Source organism: Falsiroseomonas oleicola, assembly GCF_019029495.1.
In the GTDB taxonomy this organism is placed as follows: domain Bacteria; phylum Pseudomonadota; class Alphaproteobacteria; order Acetobacterales; family Acetobacteraceae; genus Falsiroseomonas; species Falsiroseomonas oleicola.
Window position 1 is genome coordinate 223,550 of sequence record NZ_JAERQM010000001.1, and the last position, 24,751, is coordinate 248,300.

The window sequence follows — 24,751 nt, forward strand, 5'->3', positions numbered from 1 at the left end:
CTCAGACGGGCACCGCACCGGGCGGCTTCAGCGCCATCAGAACGAAGGAGCTACGGGTCTCCTTCACCCCTGGCATGCGCAGCAGCGCCTTGAGCGCGAAATCGGCATAGGCCTCGAAATCCGCCGCCACGACGTGCAGCATGTAGTCCATGCCGCCGCTCATGGCATAGGCGGCGATCACCTCGCCTCGCGCGGCCAGGGCCTTGTGGAAGGCCGCCGCCACCTCCTCGGCATGGGAGGACAGAGCCACCTGCACGAAGGCCTGGATCGGCAGGCCGACCCGGCTGGGCTCCACCACGGCGGCATAGCGGGCGATGACGCCCGCCTCCTCCAACCGTCGAATCCGCCGCAGGCAGGGCGTGGCGGAAAGCCCGACCTGCTCGGCCAGCAACGTCACGGCGATGCGGCCGTCCTGCTGCAGCAGGCGCAGGATGCGCCGGTCGATCTCATCCAGGACAATGGTGGATTTCGCCATTTTTCGAACCTTTCTTGGCGATATCACGAAAGCACACCCACAGTCGGAAGGAAATTCGCCGGAATTCACCGCGCGGGATGGCGTATTCCTGTTGCCTCACCGACGCAGGGAGAAGCGCCATGGATGTCCCGCCTGATCGCAGCGCCTATGCTGGCCAGATCTCCGAGGCCAACCCGATGGGCACGGATGGCTTCGAATTCGTGGAGTTCACCGGCCCGGACCTGCCCTATCTGGAGACCCTGTTCGCCCGCCTGGGCTTCTCGGCCGTGGCGCGCCATCGCTCCAAGGCGGTGACGCTCTGGCGCCAGGGCGATGTCAATTTCATCCTGAACGCGGAGCCGGAGAGCTTCGCCCAGGCCTTCGCCCGGGTGCATGGCCCCTGCGCCTGCGCCATGGCCTTCCGGGTGGCGGATGCCGCCCAGGCCTATCAGCGCGCCATCGCGCTCGGCGCCAAGCCGGTGCAGGGGAGGATCGGCCCGATGGAGCTGAACATCCCGGCCATCGAAGGCATTGGCGGGTCCCTGCTGTATTTCGTGGACCGCTACGGCCCGCGCGGCAGCATCTATGATGTCGATTTCCACTGGACCGGCGAACGCGACCCCAGCCCCAAGGGCAGCGGCCTGACCGTGATCGACCACCTGACCCATAACGTCCATCGCGGCCGCATGGATGTCTGGTGGCAGTTCTACGCCAAGCTCTTCAATTTCCGTGAGATTCGCTACTTTGACATCGAGGGCAAGCTGACCGGGCTGAAGTCCCGCGCCCTCACCTCCCCCTGCGGCCAGATCCGCATCCCGATCAATGAAAGCTCGGACGACCGCAGCCAGATCGAGGAATTTCTCCGCGCCTATGGTGGCGAGGGCATCCAGCACGTCGCCCTCGGCACCGCCGACATCCATGCGAGTGTCGAGGCGATGCGCGCCGCCGAGGTGAAATTCCTGGACACGCCCGACACCTATTATGAGCTGCTGCCCAACCGGCTCCCTGGCATTGAGGCAGGAATTGATCGGCTGCGGCGCAACCGCATCCTGATGGACGGGGCACCGACGCCCGAGGGCGGCCGCCTGCTGCAGATCTTCACCGACACCGTCATCGGGCCGATCTTCTTCGAATTGATCCAGCGCCAGGGCGACCAGGGCTTTGGCGAGGGCAATTTCCGCGCCCTGTTCGAGAGCATCGAGCTGGACCAGATCCGCCGCGGCGTCCTCAAGCCGGCGGCGGCCTGAGCGCACCGCGCGGCAGGTCATCCAGCCGCGCCTGCATCCGCTCCAGCCGCTCGGCCCGCGCCTGGCTGCGCAGCCGCGCCGCCTCCTCCACCACGGCGCTCTCGGCGCGGGAGGCGGCGGCGACCGCATCGCGCAGTGGCAGAATGCCCGCGGCGATGGCATCGCGGCGGGCGGCAAGCTGCGCCACCCGGGACTGGGCGGTGGGCAGCCAGGCGGCAAAGGCCTCCGGCGCCGCGCCCGCCCTTTCGGACTCGCGCATCGCTTCAGCACGTTGCTGGGCCTCTGCCGCCTGGCTCTCCTGGGCCAAAGCATCCCCGAGGCTGCGGCGCGCCGCATCCAACTCGATCCTGCGGAGCAGGCGCAGGGCCTCGATCGGGCTAGGCCGGGGCATCGGACAGCGCCTCGGCGAGGCGGGCAAAGGCCTCCTCCAATGTCGAGACCTCGCCACGCGCCTGATGCAGCATGGCATCGATGCGTGGCGCCATGCGCAGAGCCTGATCGACTGAGGCGTCGGTCCCGGCGCGATAGGCGCCGAGGCGGACCAGATCCGCCACCTCATCCCGCAACGACAATATCTTGCGGGCCTGGCGCACCAGCCCCGCCTGATCCGGCGTCAGGCAGCCCGGGGCGCTGCGCGACAGGCTGCGCAGCACCTCCACCGCCGGGTAGCGGCCCGCCTCGGCAATCCGCCGCTCCAGCACCGCATGGCCGTCGAGGATGCCGCGCACAGCGTCGGCGATGGGTTCGTCATGGTCATCGCCCTCCACCAGCACCGTCATCAGGGCGGTGATGCTGCCGGCGCCAGGCCCGCCCGGGCCGGCCCGTTCCAGCAGCGCCGGCAGTTCCCGGAAGACGCTGGGCGGATAGCCACGGGTCGCGGGCGGCTCCCCCGCCGCCAGGCCGATCTCGCGGCAGGCCAGGGCAAAGCGCGTGACGGAATCCAGCAGCAGCAGCACGCGATGGCCGGCATCGCGGAAACGCTCGGCCACCGCCAGGCTCGCATAACCGGCCTCGCGCCGCAGGGCCGCGGGGGCGTCGGAGGTGGCGCAGACGACGACACTGCGTGCCAGGCCTTCCGGTCCCAGATCGTCCTCGATGAATTCCCGCAATTCGCGGCCGCGTTCCCCGATCAGCCCAAGGACCACCACATCGAAGGCTGCAGCCCGCGCCATGGTGGCGAGCAGCGTGGACTTGCCGATCCCGGAGGCGGCGAAAAGCCCGATCCGCTGGCCTTCCCGCATGGTGCAGAAGGCATCAAGGACCCGGACACCGACCCCGACCGGCGGGCCAAGGCGCTGCCGTGTTGCGGCCGGAGGGGCCGCTGCGCGGGTGGGCCGGGCGTGCTGCCCGCCGAGCAACGGCCCCTTGCCATCCAGCGGGCGGCCCAGCGGGTCGACCACGCGCCCGAGCCAGCCCTGCCCCACACGCAATCCTGGGCTTTCGAGGGCAACGACCTCATCACCCTCGGCCATGTTAGATGTCTCGCCGAAAATGACGGCGCGCGCCGAGGAGCGCCCGATGCTGACAACCTCTGCCAGCGACGGTTCGGCAGAACCCCTGAGTTGAATACCGAGTCTTTCTCCGATTGCGAGGCTGGGTCGAATTCCCGCAACATCGACCGCGAGCAGGTCGGCGGCCTGGACGATACCGCGACGCTGATGACGTGGGATTTGGCGCAAGGCACGGGCCGCGGCCCACCATTCCTTACTTTTCATGGAATGTCTAAAAATGTCATGAACAGCTATTTTCCCGTTTATACCTTGGGTATGATGCGTTTTTTCGGTGAATAAGCCCTTCACAAATCGCGTAGAAGTGGTATTCATACACGCATCCGGTGTGTGGAGGCGTTCCATGCGTGTCCTTTTGGTTGAAGATGATACAATTGTCGCGCGTGGTGTCACTCTAGCGCTCAAGGCCTCGGCCATGATCGTGGACACGGCCGACACGGGCGAAGAAGCCCTCGAGCTTGCCAGGCTGTATGACTACGACATCGTCATTCTCGACCTCATGCTTCCTGACATGGAAGGATATGAGGTTGTGCGCAGGCTGCGTGCGGCGCGCCTCGAGACGCCGGTGTTGATCCTCTCCGGCCTGACAAGGCCGCAGGCGAAGATCCGTGGCTTCGGCATGGGTGCCGACGACTACATCACCAAGCCCTTCGACCAGCAGGAGTTGGTGGCCCGTATCCAGGCCATCGTCCGCCGCGCCAAGGGCTTCAGCCAGCCGACCCTCTCGGTGGGTCCGCTGACCCTCAACCTTGGCTCGCGCGAAGTTCTGGTCGATGGGCATGCTGTGCATCTGACCGGCAAGGAATACGCGGTTCTCGAACTCCTCACCCTTCGCAAAGGCGTGGTCCTGACGAAGGAGGCGTTCCTGAATCACCTCTACGGGGGAATGGATGAACCGGAGGTGAAGATCATTGACGTCTTCATCTGCAAGCTGCGCAAGAAATTGGCAAACGCCGGCGCGGCGGAGCTGATTGGCACCGTCTGGGGCCGTGGCTATGTTCTGCGGGAGCCGAACAATACCGTGCGTCTGCCGGCAGGCCCTGATGGCCGCGGCGGCCCGGCAAGCGCCGCCGCCTGAGGCGAACGGCGCCAATAATCTGCACCCAGTCCAGTTTCATGGCCTGGGTGGGCCGGCGATGTCACGACAGCTTGCTCTTCAAACCCGGCCCCCAACGGAAGCCGGGTTTTTGCTTGTCATGATGCGCCATGCACCCACCGGGCGCATGGCCAAACCCTTGCTTCCCTGTCAGGCTGCAGCGCGCTGGGGGGATGTGCCATAGGCGCCACGCTCGCCAGCAATCGGCACCAGCCGGTCGGTCAATCCAAGCACCGTCTCCGCCCCTCCCAGATACAGGACGCCATCCGGCGTCAGTCGCCGCGCGAGCGCATCGAGAACGCGCGTCTTGGTTGGCGCATCAAAATAGATCAGCACATTACGGCAGAAAATCGCGTCGAAACGACCCAGCGACGAAAGATCGTTCAGCAGGTTGCGCTCCTCGAAACGCACCATCGCCGCCAGCTCCGGTGAAATCTTCCACTTCGCGCCATCCTGCTTGAAGTGCTTCACCAGGGAGCGGATCGGAAGACCGCGCTGCACCTCAAACTGCGTGAAGACCCCTTGCCGCGCACGCTGGAGGATTTCCGCCGAGATATCCGTCGCAAGGATTTCCACGCGGCAATCCTTGCGCGCGCCCATGGTATCGGCCACCAGCATGGCGATCGAATAGGGCTCCTGCCCCGTCGAGCAGGCGGCCGACCAGATCCGCAAGGGCGCGCCGGGGGAGCGGGAGGCTATCAGCCGGGGCAGGACCTTGGTGAGATGCTCGAAGGGCTTGCCATCGCGGAAGAAGGACGACTCATGTGTCGTCAGCGCCTCCACCACCGCGCGCTCCAGCGCCTCATCCGGCCGTCGCAGCTTCTGGCCCAGCGCCGCGAGGGAGGCCAGGCCGAAACGGCTCAGCACAGGCCCGAGGCGGGTTTCCAGGAGATAGGCCTTGTCCGAGGTCAGCACGATGCCGGAACGGCGTCGCACAACTCCGGCAATCTCAGCGAAATCGTCGTTCGTCATGTCCGCTTTCCGTCTGCGCCAGCCACAAGAATACGGCTGGCAATGTCCTCGACACTGAGAATCGCCGAGGCGATCCCGGCCTTTGCGACCGCACCGGGCATGCCCCAGACGACCGAACTCGCTTCATCCTGCGCCAGGACGGCGCCCCCTGCCCCGGTCACGGAACGGCAGCCCGCAAGGCCGTCGCTTCCCATGCCGGTCAGGATCGCCACCAGCAGGCGTCCCTGGCACGCAGCGACCAGGCTGCGCAGCATCGGGTCCACCGCAGGGCGACAGAAGTTCTCCGGCGGACCATCGCCAAGTTGCGACACCAGGCTGCCCCCCACATCCTTGATGAGAAGATGCCGATCGCCGGGCGCCAGATAGAGGCGGCCTGGCAGCAGTTTCTCCCCATCCTTCGCCTCGCTGCAGGGCAAGGTGCCGATGCGGTTCAGGTGATCCGCCAGCAGCGTGGTGAACCCCGCCGGCATGTGCTGCACCACGACCACCGGCATGCCCAGAGGACGATCCAGTTTCGCAACAAGACTGGCCAGCGCCTGCGGCCCACCGGTGGAGGAGCCGATGGCGATCGCGCGCGGCTTACCAGCGATGACCGCCGGACGCGCCGCCAGGACATAGCGAGGCGCGGCTGTCGGAGCGGCGCGGGAGGCGGGGCGCCGCATGCGCGCCCAGCCCTTCACCTTGGCGACCAGCTCCGCCTGGAACTGCCCACCATTCATACCGCCTGCCGCCGCGGAGGGCTTGGGCACGTAGTCGACCGCCCCGGCCCGCAGCGCCGCCATGGTGGCCGTCGCGCCGCGCTGGCTCAGCGCACTGGCGACGATGATCGCCGTCTGCGGCGCTGCCTTCAGCAGCAGCGGCAGTGCCGTCATGCCATCCATGCGCGGCATTTCGAGGTCGAGCAGCACCACCTGCGGCCTCTCCGCCACGGGCATGGCCGTCAACTGTGCGAGCGCGTCGCCGCCATCGGTCGCCCTGGCGACCACCTTGATGTCCGGATCCGTTGCCAGCATCCGCGACATGATGGTGCGCGCCGCCGCGCTATCGTCGCACAGCAGGACCCGGACAGGCCCAGTGCTGATCACGCCGCCGCTGCCTGCAGCAATCCGAGCTGCGTCAGCTTGCTGCCCAGGATCTCGGCATCGAAAGGCTTCATCACATATTCCTGGGCGCCCGCCTCCAGCGCCTCGACGATGCGCTCGAAGGCGATCTCCGTGGTGCAGAGCACGACGACCGGATGGTCGCGGCCGAATTCGGCACGTGCCGCGCGCAGGAAGGACAGGCCATCCATCACTGGCATGTTCCAGTCGAGCAGCACCAGTTCCGGCAGCAGCTCGCGGCAGGCGGTCAATGCCTCGCTGCCATCGCCCGCCTCGCGGACGGTGAAGCCGAAGCCTTCCATGAAGCGCCGCGCCGCCTTGCGCACGACACGGCTGTCATCGACGACGAGGCACTGGCGCACCGCCGCCTGATCCACGGGGGCGCTCATCGGCCACCGCCGATCGCGAGCACACGCTCGACATCCAGGACGATCAGCAATTGCCCGTCCCGACGATGCACGCCGCGCGAAACCTCGCGCCAGACAGCATCCAAGGTCGGAGGATTGGCCGCGGAATCCTCCTGGCGCAGCGGAACAACCTCGCCGACCGCATCGGCCAGCATGCTGTAGAGCTCACCGGCCATCTCGACCACGATGCTCATTGGCTGGATGTCCGCCGGCCTGGGCGGCAGGCCGAGCCTGCGCCGCAGATCGACCGCGGTGACGATGCGTCCCCGCAGGTTGAGGCTGCCAGCCACTTCGGGCGGTGCCAGCGGAATGCGCGTGATGACCTGTGGGCCGAGCACATCGCGCACGACCAGCACGGGGACACCGCAAGCCTGGCCCGCCACGGTCAGGGTCAGGAAAAGATCGGCATCGGTGACTGCCGATTGGGTTGCTTGATTACGCAAGACCAGATCCTCCGCTTCAGGCCGCAACCGGCACGGCAAGGCACTCCGCGAGGCTCGCGAGCAGGGCTTCGCGGTCATACTTGCCGACATAGTCGGTGAAGCCCGCTGCCCGGCCACGTGCCACCGCCGCCGGATCGACCCGCCCGGTCAGCGCGATCATCGGCAGTTCCTGCCAGGTGCCGCCGCCGCGCACGTCGCGGGCGAAGGCATAGCCATCCATCTCCGGCATCTCGATATCGGACACGATGGCGTCGAAGGCCTCGCCCCGCTCCCGCAGGCGCAACGCCTGGACCGGACCTTCGACCGCGACCACCTCGTAGCCCTCCGCCGCCAGGGCCGGCACGACCAGTTCGCGGAAGAAGGCGCTGTCTTCCACCACCAGCAGGCGCCGGCTGACCGAAGCGGAGGCCGCAGGGCGGAACCAGTCGCCGCCGCCCTGGCCGAGCCACCAGGCCGTATCGATCACGTCCGTCACCTTGCCGGCGACCACGGCGGAGCCCAGGAAGCCGGGACGGCCCTGGCCCGCCTGTACGCTCAGCGCCTCATCGACCACGTCGAGGATGGCATCGACCATGATGCCAAGGCTGCGCTCGCCCTCGCTGAAGACCAGCACGGTCTGCCGCGTGCGGCCGCTTTCTGCCGGCGCGAAGCCGCCCATGGACAGCAGCGGCATGAGCTGCCCGCGATACTGCACCACCGGCGTGCCGCCCGAATTCTCGATCTGCTCGACCGGAATGTCGTCCAGCCGCGCGATGAGGCCGAGCGGCACCGCCTTCGGCGTCTCATCCCCGGCCCGGAACAGCAGCAGGGAGGTCTTCTCGTTCGATCGCACGGCGCTGGCCGCCTTCCCTTCCGCGGCACGCGCCCCGGCACCATCGGCGACGACGCCGGTCACCCGGGCGATCCCGTTCGGATCGAGGATCATGATGACGCTGCCATCGCCGAGGATGGTGTTCCCGGAGAACATGCCGATGTGACGAAGGATCGGAGCCACCGGCTTCACCACGATTTCCTCGGTGTCGAACAGCCGGTCGACGATGATGCCGAAGACATTGGCGCCGACCTGCGTGACCACCACGAATCCGGTGTCGCCATTCTCGCCGAGCTCCGGCGCCGCACCCTCATCGAGGCCCAGCACACGGCCGAGGGAAACCAGAGGCAGCAGCCGGTCGCGCAGGCGCAGCACCGGCGCGTCCTTGATCCGCTCGACCCGGGAACCGGAACCACCGCCGACACGCACCAGTTCGAGGACGCCAATCTGCGGGATGGCGAAGCGTTCCCCCGCGACCTCGACGATCAGGGCGGAGACGATGGCAAGCGTCAGCGGGATCTTGATGATGAAGCCGGTGCCGCGCCCTTCGACCGAGCTGACATCGATGGTGCCGCCGATCCGCTCCACATTGGTCTTGACCACATCCATGCCGACACCGCGGCCCGAGACGGCGGTGACAGCGGCGGCGGTGGAGAAGCCCGCGCGGAAGATGAAGCGGTGGATCTCCGCCTCGCTCATCCCGGCGATCTCCGCCTCGCTGGCCAGGCCCTGGGACACGACCTTCTGGCGGATCCTGTCGGTGTTCAGCCCGCGACCATCATCGGAGATCTCGATGAGGATGTGGCCGCCCTCGTGATAGGCGTTCAGCATGATGCGGCCGGTTTCGGACTTGCCCGCGCGGCGCCTATCTTCCGGACCCTCCAGCCCATGGTCGCCGCTGTTGCGGACCATATGCGTCAGGGGATCCTTGATCAGTTCCAGCACCTGCCGATCCAGCTCGGTGTCGGCGCCCCGCATCTCCAGGTCGATCTTCTTGCCAAGTTCGATCGAGAGGTCGCGCACCAGGCGCGGCATCTTCGCCCAGGCATTGCCGATCGGCTGCATCCGGGTCTTCATCACCCCGTCCTGCAGGTCGGAGGTGATGTGCGACAGGCGCTGGAGCGGCACGCTATAGGCGCCATCGCTGCGGGCGCGGGACAGCTGCATCAACTGGTTGCGGGTCAGCACCAACTCGCTGACCAGCATCATCAGATCTTCAAGCACATCGACCGAGACGCGGATGCTCTGCGGGGGCGCGCGGCCGCCGGAATGCTCCTCGGGCGTCGCCTCTGCGGCTGGTGCGGCCTTGGGCGACGGCGCGGGCTTCGGCGCTGCGATCTCGATCGGCGCTGCGGGCTGCTCGATCGCCGGAGTCGCGTCCTTCGCGGCCACGTCGAACTGCGCCTCGATCTCGGCCGCATCGGAGGAGGCCGGCAGAGTTCCACTGTCACCGCTGGCGGCAGCATCGAGTTCGGCGATCAACGGGGCGTCGTCGCCGGCGGGTTCGGTGCCGCCGGTCTCGAGCGCGCCGACGATCTCCTTGATCCGGTCGAGCGCGCGCAGCACCAGGCTGACGCCGGCGGGCGTGACCGTCAGCACACCATCACGGTACAGGCCGAGGATATTCTCCGCGGCATGTGCGACCCGTTCGAGTCGGGAGAGGCCCAGAAAGCCGCAGGTTCCCTTGATGGTGTGCACGAGTCGGAAGATTTCCGACAGCGTGGGTTTGTCACCGGGGGATCGCTCCAGCCGCAGCAATGCGACGTCAAGCGCGACCAGGCCTTCATGTGTCTCGGTCAGGAAATCGGCGAGCAAGTCGTCCATTCGGGGCTCCGGCGCCTAATCGTCTCCGGAGCTTGCCCGAACAGGCCGAATTTTCGGTAAACGCGCCGTGATTTGGCGCGCTTCCACATTTTCAGTTGCGCGTCTCCAGGGTCAGCATCAGCGGCGCGGCACCCGCGGCCCCCATCAGCATTTCGAGCTGGACCCCGGCCGCCGCGGCGACGCCCAGCAGCAGGGGCACCGAGACACTGCGCGGATTGACCGGCACGGCATCGCCCGCCAGCCCGGCCGCGAGGCCCGTGGGCCAGGCGGCACCCGGGCCATCGGGCCAGATCGAGAGCCCCCCCACCGGATCACCCCCCATCCGAGCCACGCCGCCACGCGGCAGGGCATCCACCGCCATCCAGGCCGCAAGCAGCATCGCCTGCACGAGATGGGCCGGAAAGACCGCCGTGGCCTCCAGATCCGCCAGGTCGATGGTTGCGCGCCGGCCGAGCGTCAGCCCCTCCACCATCTGCGCGATCTCCTCCACCCTGCAGTCGCCGCAACCGGCACCTATGGCGGCGCGGTAGAAGCGGATGCGGCGGTCCATGATCCGGGCCGCGTCACGCGCGACCTCCATCGCGTCGTCACCCGGCCCCTCCAGCAGGTCGAGCGCACCTGCCAGCGCACCGGCAGCCCCCCCCAGGTCATGGCAGAGTCTCGTGCAGACGGCCTGGGCCAGTGCGATGTTGTCAGGCAGCATTCATTCCTCCGCGGAGCAGGAGCCGGCCACGACGGTCGGCCCAGGAACCAGGCTTTCGGCATACCGGCGGCAGGTTGCCAGATCACCAAGACGATGTGGCAACTCCCTGTCCAGGTCCCGCGCCGGGCTAGGCGAGGGACCACGAGCATGGGTAGCATCGGCCCGTGTGGTCAGAACTTTCACCCGGCATGCGCGTGCGTCATCCCCAATGCCCGGAATGGGGCATTGGACAGATCCAATCTGTTGTCGGACAACGCGTAACCGTCAACTTCGAGAATGCGGGAAAGGTCATGATCCGCAGTGACCTGATCGCCCTCATCCCCCTGGAACCGAACGAGTCTTGACCGATATACATCTGGAAATACTGGGTTTATTTCGGTCCTGGCAGATCTACGCCGCCATCGGCATCACCGCCGTCGCCGGGCTGATGCGGGGTTATTCCGGGTTCGGTACAGCCGTGCTGCTGGCGCCCGCCTATTCGGTTCTCTGGGGTCCGCGAATCGGCATTCCCGTGATGCTGCTGATGGAGCTGGTCGTCTCGCTGCAACTGGTGCCGCGGGCGATCAAGGAGGCCAACCACCGCGTCATCCTGCCGATCGGCGCCGCGGCCTGCCTGGCGACACCGCTCGGAGCCTTCATCCTGCTGACCGCCGACCAGGACCTGCTGCGGCGCTTCATCGGCGGGCTGGTGCTGGTGTTCGGGCTGCTGATGATGTCGGGCTGGCGCTACCATGGCTCCCGCCCCCTGCCCCTGAACCTGCTGATCGGCAGCCTGGCCGGGCTGTTGAAGGGGGCGACGGGGATGAGCGGCCCGCCCGTCATCCTCTACCTGCTGGCGGGGCCGGAGGCCGCGCGCCAGCACCGCGCCAATCTCATCCTGTTCTTCGGCACCATCGCCATCATCTCCGTCATCCCGCCGGCGATCGGCGGATTGATGGGCTGGGCCGTCCTGGCCAAGGCATTGCTGTTGCTGCCCGTGATGATGCTCTGCGTGCCGGCCGGCGCAAGGCTGTTCCGCGTGTTGCCGGAACGCTGGTACAAGCGGATCGCGCTGGTTTTCCTGGTCTCGACCGGCGTCATCGCATTGCTGGCCTGACGGGGCGGGGCTTGCGCGCGGAGGGGGGGGCGGACCAAATGCTGTCCGACACCAGCCTGCGCCTCTGCCCGAAGGACTCCAGATGATCGACCCGTTCGGCCGAAGGGTGAGCTACCTGCGCGTCTCGGTCACCGACCGCTGCGACCTTCGCTGTGTCTATTGCATGGCGGAGGACATGACCTTCCTGCCCAAGGCGGAGGTCCTGACGTTGGAGGAGCTGGATCGCCTCTGCGGCGCCTTCATCGGCCTCGGCGTGGACCGCATCCGCCTGACGGGCGGCGAGCCGCTGGTGCGGAAGAACGTGATGAGCCTGTTCCGCAGCCTCGGCGCACGGCTTGGCGAGGGTGGGCTTCGGGAGCTGACCACAACCACCAATGGCACCCAGCTCGTCCGCATGGCGGGCGACCTTCACGCCGCCGGGGTGCGGCGCATCAATGTCAGCATGGACACGCTGGACCCGGCCACATTTGCCGCCATCACCCGCTGGGGCAAGCTGGAGCCCACGCTGGATGGCATTTTTGCAGCCAAGGCCGCGGGCCTGGCGGTGAAGATCAATGCCGTGGCGATGAAGGGCGTGAACGAGGATGAATTCGACCGCATGATCGGGTGGTGCGGCGAACACGGCTTCGATCTTTGCCTGATCGAGACCATGCCGCTGGGTGAGATTTCGGCCGACCGCAACGACCAGTACCTTCCGCTGTCCAGCGTGCGGACCAGGCTGCAACGGAACTGGACGCTGGACGAGACCGACTACAGCACGGGTGGCCCCGCGCGCTACTTCACCGTGCGGGAGACTGGGCAGCGTATCGGCTTCATCACCCCGCTGACGCATAATTTCTGCGAATCCTGCAACCGGGTGCGGCTGACCTGCACCGGCACCCTGTATATGTGTCTGGGGCAGGACGATTCGGCGGATCTGCGCCGCCACCTCCGCGATCCGGACCTCGACGAAGCGGGGCTTCAGCAGGCGATCCTGGACGCGATCGCACGCAAGCCGAAAGGACATGATTTCGTGATCGACCGCACCCGCCGCCAACCCGCCGTGGCCAGGCATATGAGCGTGACGGGCGGCTGATGTTGCAGGATGCTGCCGCTGCCCTGACCATACCGGGGCTGCCGGACTGGTCCGGCTTTGTCGTGCTGGTGCTGCTGGCACTGGTCGGTCTGGCCTATCTGCTGATGCCCTTCAGTGTCTTCGGCGTGAAGGGCCGGCTGGAGGCGATTGAGACCCAGCTCGATGAGATCCAGGCAGAGCTGCGTAGCCTGGCACCGCGCCTGCCTGAGGCCACACGGCGCCGCACGCCCGTAGAGGATGACTGGGCCGAACCGCCCCAGATCTCCCGTGCCGAGGCTGCCGGGCCACGCATCCGGCCGCCCATCGCTGCGCCAGTCCCCCCACCGGCAACCTGGCCGGAGGGAAGTGCTCCCAGGCGCGCCGAGCCCCGGCTCGACTGGCCGCGCCCTCCTCGCTGAGGCGACCCTTGCCGGGAGGAGGCGAGCGGGGCTTGATGGTGGGGCGTCGAAGCAGGAGCTTTTCCAGAATGCGCGTTGCTGTCGTGCAGATGAATCCCGGGCACGACAAATCGGCCAATATCGCCCAGGCGGAACGGCTGATCGATGCGGCGGTCGCGGCCGAGCGGCCCGGCCTTGTGGCGCTCCCGGAAATCTGGACCTGCCTCGGCGGCGACCGGGCGACACGCCATGCCGCCGCGGAGGCCCTTCCCGAGACCGGCAGCCCGGATCCGGGCGGCGAGGCCTATGAATTCCTGCGCGGCATGGCGCGGCGGCACGGCATCCACCTGCATGGTGGCAGCATCGGCGAACGTGGCCCCGAAAAGCTCTACAATACCACCCTGGCCTTCGGGCCGGAGGGCCGGGAACTGGCGCGCTACCGGAAGATCCACCTGTTCGACATCGTCACCCCGGATGGCGCCGGCTACCGCGAAAGCGCGACCTATGGCGGCGGGCAGGCGGTGGTGACCTACCAGGCCGGCCCCATCCGCGTGGGTTGCGCCATCTGCTATGACATCCGCTTCCCGGAACTGTTCCTGGCCCTGCGCCGGGCCGGCGCGGAACTGATCCTGCTGCCCGCAGCCTTCACCGTGCCGACTGGCCGTGATCACTGGGAGACGCTGATCCGTGCCCGCGCGATCGAGACGCAATGCTGGTTCGCCGCGCCGGCGACCTGGGGAGAGCATCAGGAACGCGGCGGGCCGCGCCAGACCTATGGCCACAGCCTGATCGTCGATCCCTGGGGCCGCGTGGTCGCGCAGTTGCCGGAGGGGGTCGGCTTCGCCGCGGCGGATATCGACCAGGCCGTCACCGCCCGCCTACGCCGCGACATGCCCGTGCTCGAACATCGCGATGCGGCCCAGGTGTCCTATTGAACCGCCGCACCGGGCGGCTTGCCGGACGGTCGGGGTGAGCGGCCTCGCCCCCCTGCCCGATGGGTTGGCCCTGGCCGGCCGGATCGCCTTCCTCGCAGCGCCGACCGACCAGGCCAATGAGGCGCTGGGGCGCCTGGCCGCCGCCTACGGCAATGCCGCCCTGGACGATGCCAGCGTGGTGGTGGCGCTGGGTGGCGACGGCATGATGCTGGAGACACAGCATCTGCTGCTGGGCCGCAACCTGCCGATCTACGGCATGAATTGCGGCAGCGTCGGCTTCCTGATGAATGATTTCCGGGAAGATGGCCTTCCCGACCGGCTCGCCCAGGCCCAGGCCGCAACCCTGCACCCGCTGCGCATGCGGGCCTTTGTCGGCACCGGCGATCCGGTCGAGGCGCTGGCGATCAATGAGGTGTCCCTGCTGCGGGAGACGCGGCAGGCCGCCAAGATCCGCATCCTGGTGGATGGCAAGAAGCGACTGGAGGAGTTGATCTGCGACGGCGTGCTGGTCGCCACCCCGGCCGGCAGCACCGCCTACAACCTCTCGGCGCATGGCCCGATCGTACCCTTGGGGGCCAACCTGCTGCCCCTGACCCCGATTTCCGCCTTCCGCCCCCGCCGTTGGCGCGGCGCGCTGCTCCCGGCCGAGGCGCGGGTGGTGTTCGAGGTGCTGGAGCCGGAGAAGCGCCCGGTGGCCGCCGTGGCCGACTATACCGAGGTGCGCGACGTCCGCCGGGTGGAGGTGTGGGAGGATCGGCAGGTGTCGCTGACCATGCTGTTTGATCCCGACCATGGCCTGTCCGAACGCATTATCGCGGAACAGTTCACCGTCTGACCCGCGGCCTGTGCCGGGCTGCCACGCCCGCCCCGAAGGTTGACGCCAGCCGCCGCTTCTGCGATCCGCCCGGCCACCTGGCATATTGCGCCGGGCCGATATGGAACCCTGGCGGAACATCGCCGCCAGGCAGTCAGGCCGGACATGGAAACCTTGACGACCGTGCCCCTTCCCGCCGACCCATCAACCCCCGCGGAAACCGGCGGCCCCCTGGTTCTGGCGTTGCCGAAAGGCCGGATCCTGTCCGAACTCGCCCCGCTGCTGGCCCGTGCCGGAATCACCCCGGCCGCGGATTTCGCCGATGAGGGCAGCCGCCGCCTGCGATTCGAGACCAACCATACCCATCTCGATGTCGTTCGCGTGCGTTCCTTCGACGTCGCGACCTTCGTCGCCCATGGCGCCGCCCATATCGGCGTCTGCGGCGCCGATGTGCTGATGGAATTCGACTACGACCAGATCTATGCGCCCCTCGACCTCGGCATCGGTCGCTGCCGCGTCTCGGTCGCTGAGCCGGTGGCGCTGGCGGCGCGGGAGGATATCGCTGCCTGGTCGCGGGTGACCGTGGCGACGAAATATCCGACCATCGCCCATCGCCACTTCGCCGCCCGCGGCATCCAGGCGGAAGTGGTCCATCTGAACGGGGCGATGGAATTGGCGCCGTCGCTCGGTCTCGCACGGCTGATCGTGGACCTGGTGCAGACCGGATCGACGCTGAAGGCCAATGGGCTGGTCGAGACCGATGTGATCGCACACATATCCTCTCGCCTCATCGTCAACCGCACCGCGCTGAAAACCCGGCCGGAGGCCATCGGGGCCTGGATCGCGCGGTTCCGGGCCGCGATGGCGGAGGCGCATTCGCGATGAAATGGCTGAATACGCAGGATGCGGGCTTCGAGGCCGACTTCCAGGCATTGCTGGATGATGCCCGGGAAACGACCAGCCGTGTCGATGCCATCGTCTCCGGGATCATCGAGGACGTCAGGCGCCGCGGCGATGCGGCACTGGTCGAACTGACCGCACGACTCGACCGCTGGGACGCATCCGATGCGGGCGCATTGCGCATCACCTCGGCTGAGATCGATGCGGCAACCGCCTCGGTCCCCGCCGAGCAGGCCGAAGCCCTGGCCGTCGCCGCGCGCCGGATCGAGGCCTTCCACCGCGCGCAGCTGCCACGCGACCTGGAGATGACGGATACGGAGGGCATCTGCACCGGGCTGCGCTGGAATGCCGTCGACGCGGTGGGACTCTATGTGCCCGGGGGTAAGGCCGCCTACCCCTCCTCCGTGCTGATGAACGCGCTGCCCGCCCGGGTCGCCGGCGTGGCGCGCATCGCCATGTGCGTGCCGACGCCGGATGGGGCCTTGAACCCGCTGGTCCTGGCCGCCGCCCGCCTGGCGGGGGTGACGGAGATCTGGCGCCTCGGTGGCGCCCAGGCCATCGCGGCGCTGGCCTGGGGCACCCGGCAGGTGCAGCCGGTGGACCGCATCGTCGGCCCCGGCAATGCCTATGTCGCGGAGGCGAAGCGCCAGGCCTTCGGCCGCGTCGGCATCGACAGCATCGCGGGGCCTTCCGAGGTGGTGGTGCTGGCCGATGGCGCGAATGACCCGCGCCATGTCGCACTCGACCTGCTGGCCCAGGCCGAGCATGACGAGGCGGCGCAATCCATCCTCATCACCGACGATGCCGGCTTCGGTCGTCGGGTGGCCGAGGCGGTTCAGCTTGAACTGTCCAGCCTGCCGCGCGCCGCCATCGCCGGAGCGTCCTGGGACCAGCATGGCGCGATCATCACCGTCGCGGACTGGTCGCAGGCCGTGGAACTGACCAACCGGCTGGCGCCGGAGCACCTGCAGATCATGGTCGACTCGCCCCGGCAGTTGCTGGCGCAGATCCGCCATGCCGGCGCGGCCTTCCTCGGGCGCTTCTGCCCGGAGGCGCTGGGGGACTATGTGGCTGGCCCCAACCATGTGCTGCCGACCGGGCGCACGGCGCGCTTCGCTTCCGGCCTCTCGGTGTTCGACTTCCTGAAGCGGACCACCTGGGTGGAGGCGGATGCCGGCGCCATGGCCGCCATCGGTGGCGCGGCGGTCACCCTCGCGAGGGCCGAAGGACTTGATGCCCATGCGATGAGCGTCGCCGCCCGAATGGGAGGTTCTGACAAGCGTCCTTGACCGCAGGCGCCTTGACGCCCATCTTCCGCGCCGCTTTGCGCCTTGGCGCAAATAAATCTCACATCCGCGCTTTGCCCGCCCTGGCCGAGCCGGATCTCATGACCTTGATGAAGGATCTGCATGTCGAAAGAGGACATGATCGAGTTCAGCGGCACCGTCGCGGAGCTGCTGCCCAACGCGATGTTTCGCGTGAAGCTCGACAACGACCACATGGTGCTGGCCCATACCAGCGGGAAGATGCGCAAGAACCGCATCCGCGTCCTGGCCGGTGACAGGGTCAATGTGGAAATGACGCCCTATGACCTGACCAAGGGGCGCATCACTTTCCGCTTCAAGTAGCTGCCGCCTTGCCGACCATGCTCGGCACCGAGAGGCCGCGACCCGCTTTCCTGCTGGCTTCCGGCAGTCCGCGTCGAATCGAGCTTCTGGCCCGGATCGGCGTGACGCCCGACCAGGTGCGGCCGGCCGATATCGATGAAACGCCCCGCAAGACGGAGCTGCCCAGGCAGCTTGCCGAGCGCTTGGCGCGCGCCAAGGCCGAGGCAGTTGCCGCCGAGGCCACGGACGCGCTTGTGCTCGCCGCGGACACGGTGGTGGGGGTCGGACGAAGGATCCTCGGCAAGCCGGCCGATGAGGCAGAGGCGGCGCGCTTCCTTGGCCTTCTGTCGGGGCGCCGGCACAGGGTGATGACCGCTGTCTGCCTGATGCAGCCCGGCGGGCGCCGCACTTCGCGACTGGTCACCACGATCCTGGCGTTCCAGCGCCTCACCCAGGCGCAGATCGAGGATCATGTCGCCTCGGGCGAATGGCGCGGTGTGGCCGGCGGCTACCAGATTCAGAAGCGCGCCGAGATGTATGTGCGCTTCCTCTCCGGCAGCCATTCCAACGTCGTGGGCCTGCCGCTGTTCGAGACGGCGCAGCTTCTGCGCGGGGCCGGCTGGCTGCGGCCATGAGCCGGGACGCGGTGATCCGCGTCAGTGTCTCGCCGGGCGAAGTACGGGTGGCCGGCCTGGTGGATGACCGGCTGGAGGCCGCCTGGATCGAGCGCCCTTTCCAGCCCGATGGCGTGGGCGACCTTTATCTCGCGCGGGTTTCCGCCATCTCCCCGGCCATGAGCGGCGCCTTCCTCACCCTGTCCGAGGGCCTGACCGGCTTCCTCCCCGAAAGCGAATTGCCGCCCCCCCGCCGCCCCATCGCCAAGGCCTTGCAGGATGGGCTGGCGCTGCCAGTGCGCGTCACGCGTGCGGCACAGGGCGGCAAGGGGCCACGCGTGACGGCGCGGCTGAAGCCGCCTGAGTTGGCGCTGGCGGAAGGCGCTCGTGCGCCGGCCCTCCTGAAGCGTGGCGATGATGCGGCCCTGCGGCTTGCCCGGGCCTGGGACGACGCGCCCATCATCACCGATGGCGCGGCCATGGCCGCCGGCTTGCGTGCCAACCTCGACCATGGACGCATCACCTTGCACCACGGCGCGGTCTTCGATGCGGAACTGGAGGAGGCCTTCGCCGAACTGGCCTCCCCCCGCGTCGCCCTGCCCGGCGGCGCGAGCCTGACGATCCACCCGACTCCGGCGCTGACCGCGATCGATGTCGATGCGGGAAGCCTCGCAGGCTCGCGCGATGGCGTTGCGCATGAGCGGATGAACATCGTTGCGGCGCAGGAGGTGGCGCGCCAGATCAGGCTGCGCAACCTGGCGGGCGCCATCCTGGTCGATTTCGCCGGGCTGTCGGTGCGGCGCCGCGACGCCCTTGTTGCCCCCCTGGCAGAAGCGTTGCAGGGCGACCCTCTCGGGCCGCAGCTGCTTGGCATGACCCGGCTGGGGCTGATGGAGATCGTCCGTCCCCGAATCCACCCGCCGCTGCATGAGGTGCTGGGCCTGCCACCCACCGCCCTGACCCTTGGACTGGCCGCCTTGCGACAGGCGCTGCGCGAGGTCTCGGCGCGCCCTGGCACGCCGCTGCGGCTGGTCGCGGCACCGGAGCTTGTCCAGGCACTGGCCGCGGCGCCGCAGGCGCTGGACACCTATCGCCTGGCCGCCGGCCGCACCCTGGTTCTCCTGCCCGATAGGGAATTGAGGCTCGGCGAGGAGCGAATCGAGGAATTGCCCGCATGACCCAGCCGCCACAACGCCCCCCGCGCGCACGCCGCTGCCCGATCTGCTACAAGCCGGTCGCGTCCAGCCAGAGCCGCTTCTGCTCGGAGCGATGCTCGGCCGTTGATCTCGGGCGCTGGCTGGGTGGGCACTACGCCATTCCGGTGCGCGAGGAAGATGAAACTTCCGAGGAACCCTGAGCCGCGGATGGGTGGACAGGCCCCCGCCCATCGGCTATCAGGCCGGCCTCTGCCGCTGGAGACGGTTCGCCGATCCGCGCTTGGGCCCAGGTAGCTCAGTTGGTAGAGCATGCGACTGAAAATCGCAGTGTCGGTGGTTCGATTCCACTCCTGGGCACCATTCGTCCCCCTCGCTTGCCGCAAGCCCCGCTTCACGCGCCTGGGATATGGCTCGGCTCATCCGCCGACCACAGCCCGCTCTTCAGACCTGCGAGAGTCAGAAGCGCCTGCCGGCGCACCATCGGAATTTGCCCGACCGGCCCCGCCAGTCGGTCGCGGAGCCAGCCCAACCCTGGAATGTCGGACTGGAACACCGGAGTCAGCGCACGGCTGGCCAGGCGGTAATAGGCCGTCCGGCGGCGCCTCTCCTGCCAATAAGCGCCAAGCCGGTCCATGATCGGCCCGTCGCGCCGCAACGCCTCGGCCAGCGCCCTGGCGTCGCGCAGGGCCTGGGTGGTGCCCTGGCCCAGTTGCGGGCTGGTGCCATGCGCGGCATCGCCCATCACCACCATGCGGCCATCATGGGGCGGTGCCGCCCAGACATCGCGATAGGTGGCATGTTCCACCTCGGCGTGGGTCAAGCCGCGCAGCAGGTCCCCCGCCTCGGGCCAGGTGCGCGCCACCTGTGCCCGCCAATCCTCGAAAGGTGCGGCACGCCAGGCCGCGACCCGGTCGTTGCGGATGCTCCAATACAGCGCACCAAGCTGCTCGCCGTCCGACAGGCTGATGGGGAGCACGCCCAGCATGATGCCCGTGCCGTCGCAGCGCTGCGCAAGGACATCCAGCGGCCAGCCTGGCGGCAACCGCACCGTCGCCCATAGGCAACCCCAGGGGTAGAGCCGCGTGCGATAGCCGGGGCGCCCGGTCCAAAGCCCCGCATGGGTGCCGGCGGCCACGACCAGCAGGTCGAAGTCCAACCTCTGCCCATCCGCCAGGGTGGCCTGTGCCATATCCGCCGCGCCAGCCACGCTCTCGACGCCGCACCCTTGCCGCAGCTCGGCGCCAGCCTCCAGCGCCGCATCCCGCAGCGCCGCCCAGATCGCGGGCCGCGTCAGCCCCAGCCCGTAGAGCCCCGGCGCCAGATCCGCGTAATGCAGGTCAAGCAGCCTGGCGCCGCCGCGCGCGCGGCTGTCGAGATGGCGGACCGGGGCGCCCTGCGCCGCGACCGCCTGCAGGGCGCCGAGTTCCCGGAGGATGGCGATGCCCGGCGGCTGCAGCAGAAGCCCCGCGCCGATAGGCCGCGCCACCCGCGCGCGCTCCAGCAGCACGACCGCATGGCCGTCGCGGGCCAGCAGCGCGGCACTCGCGAGGCCGCATAGGCCAGCGCCGACGATTCCGATGCGCAAGCCCAGGGCAGCCTTCTTGCTGATAAGGATGGCGTCAGCATGGAAGGGCGGTTGCGATGCGACAAGGGCCGTTGCGCTGCCAAATGCTCCAAAACCCCTTGCGAAGCCCCACGGCTTGCGTGACGGTCGGGACAACGGTGCCGCCGCAGAAGGAATCGGCCTTGGCCTATGCGCTCCAGCAGCTGATCAATGGCATCAGCCTTGGCATGATCTACGGCCTGATCGCGGTGGGCTACACCATGGTCTACGGCATCATCGGCATGATCAACTTCGCCCATGGCGACATCTTCATGGTGGGCGCCTTCGTGGCGCTGATCGCGATCACGCTGCTGACCTCCAGCGACCTGATGGGCGGACCGGCGGCCATCATCCTGGTGCTGGCAATCTCCATGGTCTTCACCGCGCTGTATGGCTGGACGGTGGAGCGGGTGGCCTACCGCCCGCTGCGCGGCAGTTTCCGCCTGGCGCCGCTGATCTCGGCCATCGGCATGTCGATCGTGCTTCAGAACTTCGTCCAGGTCAGCCAGGGCGCCCGGGTGAAGCCGCTGGAGCCGCAGGTCCAGGGCGGGATCGAGCTGATGCGGGACGGCAATTTCGTGGTGCAGCTCTCCTACATGCAGATGCTCATCATCGGATCCACCCTGGCCGTGTTGGCCGTCTTCACATGGCTGGTCACGCAGACAGCCCTGGGGCGAGCGATGCGGGCCTGCGAGCAGGACCGCAGGATGGCTTCCCTCCTGGGGATCAACACCGACCGCACCATCAGCCTGGCCTTCGTCATCGGCGCGTCCCTGGCCGCGGTCGCCGGCACGCTCTATCTGCTGCGCTATGGCATCGCCGACTTCTTCATGGGCTTCATCGTCGGCGTGAAGGCCTTCACCGCCGCAGTGCTCGGCGGCATCGGCAGCCTGCCCGGCGCCGTGCTGGGCGGATTGCTGATCGGCCTGATCGAGACCTTCTGGTCCGCCTATTTCTCCGTGCAATACAAGGACGTTGCGGCCTTCAGCATCCTGGTCCTGACCCTGATCTTCCTGCCCACCGGCCTGCTCGGCCGGCAGGAGGTCGAGAAGGTATGACGGCGCCCGGCAAGGCAGGACGTCTCGGCGCGGCGTTGCTCGATGCCGCCAAGGCGATGCTGGTGGCCTTCGGCCTTTTCGTGGTGATGGTGGGGCTGCGCACCGATGTCAGCTCGAGCGGCGCGCTGCTGTTGCGCACCCGCTGGATGGATGTGGCGCTGCTCTGCGCGGCGGTCTTCGTGCTGCGCCTCGCCATGGCACTCTGGGTGCGGCCACGCCTGCCAGCCGCCGGCTCGGCCTTGCTGGGCACAGGGCTGACCCGCGCGGGGCTGCTGTTCGGGCCGGCGCTGCTCGCCGTTGCGCTGGTGCTGCCCTTCATCCCCGGTATCGGCCGCTACGAACTCGACCTTGGGATACTGGTGCTGACCTATGTGATGCTCGGCTGGGGGCTGAACATCGTGGTCGGGCTCGCGGGGTTGCTGGACCTTGGTTATGTCGCCTTCTACGCGGTCGGGGCCTATTCCTACGCGCTTCTGGCCCAGTATTTTGGCCTGTCCTTCTGGATCTGCCTGCCGCTGGCCGGAATCCTGGCGGCCTTCTGGGGCGTGCTGCTTGGCTTCCCCGTGCTTCGGCTGCGCGGCGACTACCTGGCTATCGTCACGCTGGCCTTCGGCGAGATCATCCGCATCGTCCTGCTGAACTGGGTCAGCCTGACCGGTGGCCCCAACGGCATCTCCGGCATCCCGCGCCCGACCTTCTTCGGCCTGCCCTTCAGCATGTCGGGCGGCCCCGGCACCTTCGCCGGCTTCTTCGGGCTGGAGCCCAGCCCCTCCCACCGTGTGATCTTCCTGTACTACCTGATCCTCGGCCTGGCCCTGCTGACCAACTGGGTCGCGATCCGCATCCGCCGCCAGCCCATCGGCCGGGCGTGGGAGGCATTGCGGGAGGATGAAATCGCCTGCCGCGCGCTCGGCATCAACATCACAAATACCAAGCTGACCGCCTTCGCCCTGGGTGCCATGTTCGCGGGCTTCGCCGGCGCCTTCTTCGCCACCCGCCAGGCCTTCATCAGTCCGGAAAGCTTCACCTTCATCGAAAGCGCCATCATCCTGGCCATCGTGGTGCTGGGCGGCCTCGGCAGCCAGATCGGCATCGCGGTCGCCGCCATCGTCATGATCGGCGGGTTCGAGCTGTTCCGCGACCTGGACGAGTACCGGATGCTGGTCTTCGGCGCCGCCATGGTCGTCATCATGGTGGCGCGCCCGCGCGGCCTCGTCGGCTCCCGCGCTCCCAGCGTGCTGCTGGGCGAGAGGCGGCGCATCGATGCAAGCCTGGTGGGCGAGGGCCGCGGATGAGCGGCGCGACGGAGGAGGCGGGCAGCGAGATCCTGCGGGTCGAGGGGCTGACCATGCGCTTCGGCGGGCTGCTCGCCGTGGATGCGGTGGATTTCGCGGTCCAGCGCGGCAGCATCACTGCTCTGATCGGCCCGAACGGCGCCGGCAAGACCACCGTCTTCAACTGCATCACCGGCTTCTACCGCCCGACCGGCGGCCGCATCCGCCTGCGCCGCGCGGATGGCAGCGTCGCCGAGTTGCAGCGCCTGAAGGACCACAGCATCGCCCGCGCCGGCGTCGCACGCACCTTCCAGAACATCCGGCTGTTCGCCGGCATGACGGTGCTGGAGAACCTGCTGATCGCCCAGCATCTGAAGCTGCAGAAGGCCACCGGCTTCGGCATCGGCGCCATGCTCGGCCTGTCCGGCTACAAGGCGGCGGAGGCCGAGGCGATCGCGAAAGCGGTGGACTGGCTGCGCGCCACCAACCTGCTGGACCGCGCCGATGACGCGGCCGGCGCCCTGCCCTATGGCGCCCAGCGCCGGCTGGAAATCGCCCGCGCCATGTGCACCGGCCCGGCCTTGCTGTGCCTCGATGAGCCCGCGGCCGGGCTCAACCCGCGTGAATCGGACGACCTGGCGAAACTGCTCGCCGCCATCCGCGACGGCACGGCGACCGCCAGCGCGCCGACCTCCGTGCTGCTGATCGAGCATGACATGGGCATCGTCATGCGGATTTCCGACCAGGTCGTGGTGCTCGACCACGGCCGGAAGATTGCCGAGGGGCCGCCCGCCACGGTCCGCAGCGACCGCCACGTCATCGCCGCCTATCTGGGCGAGGAGGAGGAGGCCTGATGCCCGGCACGATGCTGGAGGTAGAGGGGCTGGCCACCGGCTATGGCGCGGTGGAGGCGCTGAAGGGCGTGTCCCTGCATGTCGATAAGGGCGAGATCGTCACCCTGATCGGCGCCAATGGCGCCGGCAAATCAACCCTGCTGATGAGCATCTGCGGCGATCCCCGTGCCCGCACCGGCCGGATCCTGCTGGACGGCCAGGACATCACCGCGAAGCCGACGCATGAGATCATGCGCAGCGGCGTCGCCCAGTCGCCGGAGGGCCGACGCATCTTCCCGCGGATGTCGGTGCTGGAAAACCTGATCCTCGGCGCGCAGGCCGCGGGGCAGGACCCGGCACCGCAACTGCCCAAGGTCTTCGCGCTGTTTCCGCGGCTGGAGGAGCGGCAGTCGCAGCGCGGCGGCACGCTTTCGGGCGGCGAGCAGCAGATGCTGGCCATCGGCCGCGCCTTGATGTCCCGCCCCCGCCTGCTGCTGCTGGACGAGCCATCGCTCGGCCTCGCCCCGCTGATCTCGCGGCAGATCTTTGCCGCGATCCGCGAATTGAATGAGCGGGAGGGGCTGACCGTGCTGCTGGTGGAGCAGAACGCCAACCAGGCGCTGCGCCTGGCCCATCGCGGCTATGTGCTGGTGACCGGCCGCATCACCATGAGCGGCAGCGGCGCCGAATTGCTGGCGCGCCCCGAAATCCGCGACGCCTATCTGGGCGGTGGGCATTAATACCAAATCCCGGCGATCGTAGCCGATCACCGCCTCAATCGCCGGCGCCGGCATCCGCCGGCTTGGCTACGCGCCACTTGGCGCGGCGCCCATTTGGGCGCTC

General features: G+C 68.2%; 28 protein-coding genes and 1 tRNA gene. 19 read left to right on the plus strand and 10 right to left on the minus strand.

Going from position 1 to position 24,751, the window contains the following annotated elements; translation table 11 throughout:
- Position 1 precedes the first annotated feature (1 nt).
- Positions 2 to 475 carry an Lrp/AsnC family transcriptional regulator gene (locus JJQ90_RS01080; RefSeq protein WP_216872629.1) on the minus strand — a complete coding sequence of 158 codons (474 nt, stop codon included), beginning with the start codon at positions 473 to 475 and terminating at the stop codon, positions 2 to 4.
- Positions 476 to 594: 119 nt separating this feature from the next.
- Here JJQ90_RS01080 and hppD point away from each other — a divergent pair, with 119 nt between their 5' ends.
- Positions 595 to 1,701, plus strand: a complete 1,107-nt coding sequence (gene hppD, locus JJQ90_RS01085; protein WP_216872630.1) for a 4-hydroxyphenylpyruvate dioxygenase — start codon at positions 595 to 597, stop codon at positions 1,699 to 1,701.
- Here the strand turns inward: hppD and JJQ90_RS01090 are convergent.
- Both JJQ90_RS01090 and JJQ90_RS01095 read right to left on the minus strand, forming a co-directional pair.
- Entirely contained in the window at positions 1,682 to 2,092 is a 411-nt protein-coding gene (locus tag JJQ90_RS01090) for a hypothetical protein (protein WP_216872631.1), read from the minus strand. The genes hppD and JJQ90_RS01090 overlap by 20 nt on opposite strands.
- Positions 2,079 to 3,626, minus strand: a complete 1,548-nt coding sequence (locus JJQ90_RS01095; protein WP_329959337.1) for a FliI/YscN family ATPase — start codon at positions 3,624 to 3,626, stop codon at positions 2,079 to 2,081. The genes JJQ90_RS01090 and JJQ90_RS01095 overlap by 14 nt, the downstream gene beginning before the upstream one ends.
- On the opposite strand from JJQ90_RS01095, the gene ctrA reads away from it, so the two are divergent.
- Complete coding sequence (gene ctrA, locus JJQ90_RS01100; RefSeq protein ID WP_216872632.1) at positions 3,553 to 4,287, plus strand: response regulator transcription factor CtrA; 735 nt, start codon at positions 3,553 to 3,555, stop codon at positions 4,285 to 4,287. The genes JJQ90_RS01095 and ctrA overlap by 74 nt on opposite strands.
- A gap of 168 nt (positions 4,288 to 4,455) precedes the next feature.
- Here the strand turns inward: ctrA and JJQ90_RS01105 are convergent, their stop codons facing one another.
- From JJQ90_RS01105 to JJQ90_RS01130, 6 genes are all read right to left on the minus strand, one after another.
- The gene (locus JJQ90_RS01105; protein ID WP_216872633.1) at positions 4,456 to 5,277 is read right to left on the minus strand and encodes a CheR family methyltransferase; all 822 of its coding nucleotides are present in this window, start codon (positions 5,275 to 5,277) and stop codon (positions 4,456 to 4,458) included.
- Entirely contained in the window at positions 5,274 to 6,362 is a 1,089-nt protein-coding gene (locus JJQ90_RS01110) for a protein-glutamate methylesterase/protein-glutamine glutaminase (protein WP_329959338.1), read from the minus strand. Before JJQ90_RS01110 ends, JJQ90_RS01105 begins: the two co-directional genes overlap by 4 nt.
- Positions 6,359 to 6,766: a response regulator gene (locus tag JJQ90_RS01115; RefSeq protein WP_216872634.1), complete on the minus strand. Its 408-nt coding sequence runs from the start codon at positions 6,764 to 6,766 to the stop codon at positions 6,359 to 6,361. The genes JJQ90_RS01110 and JJQ90_RS01115 overlap by 4 nt, the downstream gene beginning before the upstream one ends.
- Positions 6,763 to 7,227: a chemotaxis protein CheW gene (locus JJQ90_RS01120; protein WP_230410291.1), complete on the minus strand. Its 465-nt coding sequence runs from the start codon at positions 7,225 to 7,227 to the stop codon at positions 6,763 to 6,765. The genes JJQ90_RS01115 and JJQ90_RS01120 overlap by 4 nt, the downstream gene beginning before the upstream one ends.
- 16 nt (positions 7,228 to 7,243) lie before the next feature.
- Positions 7,244 to 9,862: a hybrid sensor histidine kinase/response regulator gene (locus JJQ90_RS01125; protein WP_216872636.1), complete on the minus strand. Its 2,619-nt coding sequence runs from the start codon at positions 9,860 to 9,862 to the stop codon at positions 7,244 to 7,246.
- A gap of 91 nt (positions 9,863 to 9,953) precedes the next feature.
- Positions 9,954 to 10,565 (minus strand): histidine phosphotransferase family protein, encoded by a 612-nt coding sequence (locus JJQ90_RS01130; protein ID WP_216872637.1) that lies wholly within the window; start codon positions 10,563 to 10,565, stop codon positions 9,954 to 9,956.
- Between the two features lie 188 nt (positions 10,566 to 10,753).
- Between JJQ90_RS01130 and JJQ90_RS01135 the strand changes: the two genes are divergently transcribed.
- The 13 genes from JJQ90_RS01135 to JJQ90_RS01195 all read left to right on the plus strand — a co-directional run bounded on the left by JJQ90_RS01135 (position 10,754) and on the right by JJQ90_RS01195 (position 19,500).
- Positions 10,754 to 10,909 (plus strand): DUF3553 domain-containing protein, encoded by a 156-nt coding sequence (locus JJQ90_RS01135; protein ID WP_216873711.1) that lies wholly within the window; start codon positions 10,754 to 10,756, stop codon positions 10,907 to 10,909.
- A complete protein-coding gene (locus JJQ90_RS01140) occupies positions 10,906 to 11,661 on the plus strand; it encodes a sulfite exporter TauE/SafE family protein (RefSeq protein WP_230410292.1) in 756 nt (251 codons plus the stop codon). The genes JJQ90_RS01135 and JJQ90_RS01140 overlap by 4 nt, the downstream gene beginning before the upstream one ends.
- Positions 11,662 to 11,743: 82 nt before the next feature.
- Entirely contained in the window at positions 11,744 to 12,736 is a 993-nt protein-coding gene (gene moaA / locus JJQ90_RS01145) for a GTP 3',8-cyclase MoaA (RefSeq protein WP_216872638.1), read from the plus strand.
- Positions 12,736 to 13,134 carry a hypothetical protein gene (locus JJQ90_RS01150; RefSeq protein WP_216872639.1) on the plus strand — a complete coding sequence of 133 codons (399 nt, stop codon included), beginning with the start codon at positions 12,736 to 12,738 and terminating at the stop codon, positions 13,132 to 13,134. The genes moaA and JJQ90_RS01150 overlap by 1 nt, the downstream gene beginning before the upstream one ends.
- A 68-nt stretch (positions 13,135 to 13,202) precedes the next feature.
- Positions 13,203 to 14,048, plus strand: coding sequence for a carbon-nitrogen hydrolase family protein (locus tag JJQ90_RS01155; RefSeq protein ID WP_216872640.1), 846 nt, complete (start codon positions 13,203 to 13,205; stop codon positions 14,046 to 14,048).
- 34 nt (positions 14,049 to 14,082) lie between these two features.
- Positions 14,083 to 14,883 (plus strand): NAD kinase, encoded by an 801-nt coding sequence (locus JJQ90_RS01160; RefSeq protein ID WP_329959339.1) that lies wholly within the window; start codon positions 14,083 to 14,085, stop codon positions 14,881 to 14,883.
- A 144-nt stretch (positions 14,884 to 15,027) separates the two neighbouring features.
- Positions 15,028 to 15,747, plus strand: a complete 720-nt coding sequence (gene hisG / locus JJQ90_RS01165; protein ID WP_216872642.1) for an ATP phosphoribosyltransferase — start codon at positions 15,028 to 15,030, stop codon at positions 15,745 to 15,747.
- Positions 15,744 to 17,051 (plus strand): histidinol dehydrogenase, encoded by a 1,308-nt coding sequence (hisD, locus tag JJQ90_RS01170; RefSeq protein ID WP_216872643.1) that lies wholly within the window; start codon positions 15,744 to 15,746, stop codon positions 17,049 to 17,051. Before hisG ends, hisD begins: the two co-directional genes overlap by 4 nt.
- Before the next feature lie 120 nt (positions 17,052 to 17,171).
- Positions 17,172 to 17,390 carry a translation initiation factor IF-1 gene (gene infA, locus JJQ90_RS01175; RefSeq protein WP_216872644.1) on the plus strand — a complete coding sequence of 73 codons (219 nt, stop codon included), beginning with the start codon at positions 17,172 to 17,174 and terminating at the stop codon, positions 17,388 to 17,390.
- A gap of 17 nt (positions 17,391 to 17,407) precedes the next feature.
- A complete protein-coding gene (locus JJQ90_RS01180; protein WP_216873713.1) occupies positions 17,408 to 18,004 on the plus strand; it encodes a Maf family protein in 597 nt (198 codons plus the stop codon).
- Complete coding sequence (locus tag JJQ90_RS01185) at positions 18,001 to 19,161, plus strand: ribonuclease E/G (protein ID WP_216872645.1); 1,161 nt, start codon at positions 18,001 to 18,003, stop codon at positions 19,159 to 19,161. The genes JJQ90_RS01180 and JJQ90_RS01185 overlap by 4 nt, the downstream gene beginning before the upstream one ends.
- Positions 19,158 to 19,340: a DNA gyrase inhibitor YacG gene (locus JJQ90_RS01190; RefSeq protein WP_216872646.1), complete on the plus strand. Its 183-nt coding sequence runs from the start codon at positions 19,158 to 19,160 to the stop codon at positions 19,338 to 19,340. The genes JJQ90_RS01185 and JJQ90_RS01190 overlap by 4 nt, the downstream gene beginning before the upstream one ends.
- 84 nt (positions 19,341 to 19,424) lie before the next feature.
- Positions 19,425 to 19,500, plus strand: a tRNA-Phe gene (locus tag JJQ90_RS01195).
- Between the two features lie 31 nt (positions 19,501 to 19,531).
- On the opposite strand, the gene JJQ90_RS01200 is transcribed toward JJQ90_RS01195, so the two are convergent.
- Positions 19,532 to 20,725 (minus strand): FAD-dependent oxidoreductase, encoded by a 1,194-nt coding sequence (locus JJQ90_RS01200; RefSeq protein ID WP_216872647.1) that lies wholly within the window; start codon positions 20,723 to 20,725, stop codon positions 19,532 to 19,534.
- Between the two features lie 161 nt (positions 20,726 to 20,886).
- Between JJQ90_RS01200 and JJQ90_RS01205 the strand changes: the two genes are divergently transcribed.
- Genes JJQ90_RS01205 through JJQ90_RS01220 form a run of 4 tightly spaced genes read left to right on the plus strand, consistent with a single transcriptional unit; the run spans position 20,887 to position 24,648 of the window.
- Positions 20,887 to 21,801 (plus strand): branched-chain amino acid ABC transporter permease, encoded by a 915-nt coding sequence (locus tag JJQ90_RS01205; RefSeq protein WP_216872648.1) that lies wholly within the window; start codon positions 20,887 to 20,889, stop codon positions 21,799 to 21,801.
- Positions 21,798 to 23,096, plus strand: coding sequence for a high-affinity branched-chain amino acid ABC transporter permease LivM (gene livM / locus JJQ90_RS01210; RefSeq protein ID WP_216872649.1), 1,299 nt, complete (start codon positions 21,798 to 21,800; stop codon positions 23,094 to 23,096). The genes JJQ90_RS01205 and livM overlap by 4 nt, the downstream gene beginning before the upstream one ends.
- The gene (locus JJQ90_RS01215) at positions 23,093 to 23,929 is read left to right on the plus strand and encodes an ABC transporter ATP-binding protein (RefSeq protein ID WP_216872650.1); all 837 of its coding nucleotides are present in this window, start codon (positions 23,093 to 23,095) and stop codon (positions 23,927 to 23,929) included. Before livM ends, JJQ90_RS01215 begins: the two co-directional genes overlap by 4 nt.
- Complete coding sequence (locus tag JJQ90_RS01220) at positions 23,929 to 24,648, plus strand: ABC transporter ATP-binding protein (protein WP_409349056.1); 720 nt, start codon at positions 23,929 to 23,931, stop codon at positions 24,646 to 24,648. Before JJQ90_RS01215 ends, JJQ90_RS01220 begins: the two co-directional genes overlap by 1 nt.
- Positions 24,649 to 24,751 lie beyond the last annotated feature (103 nt).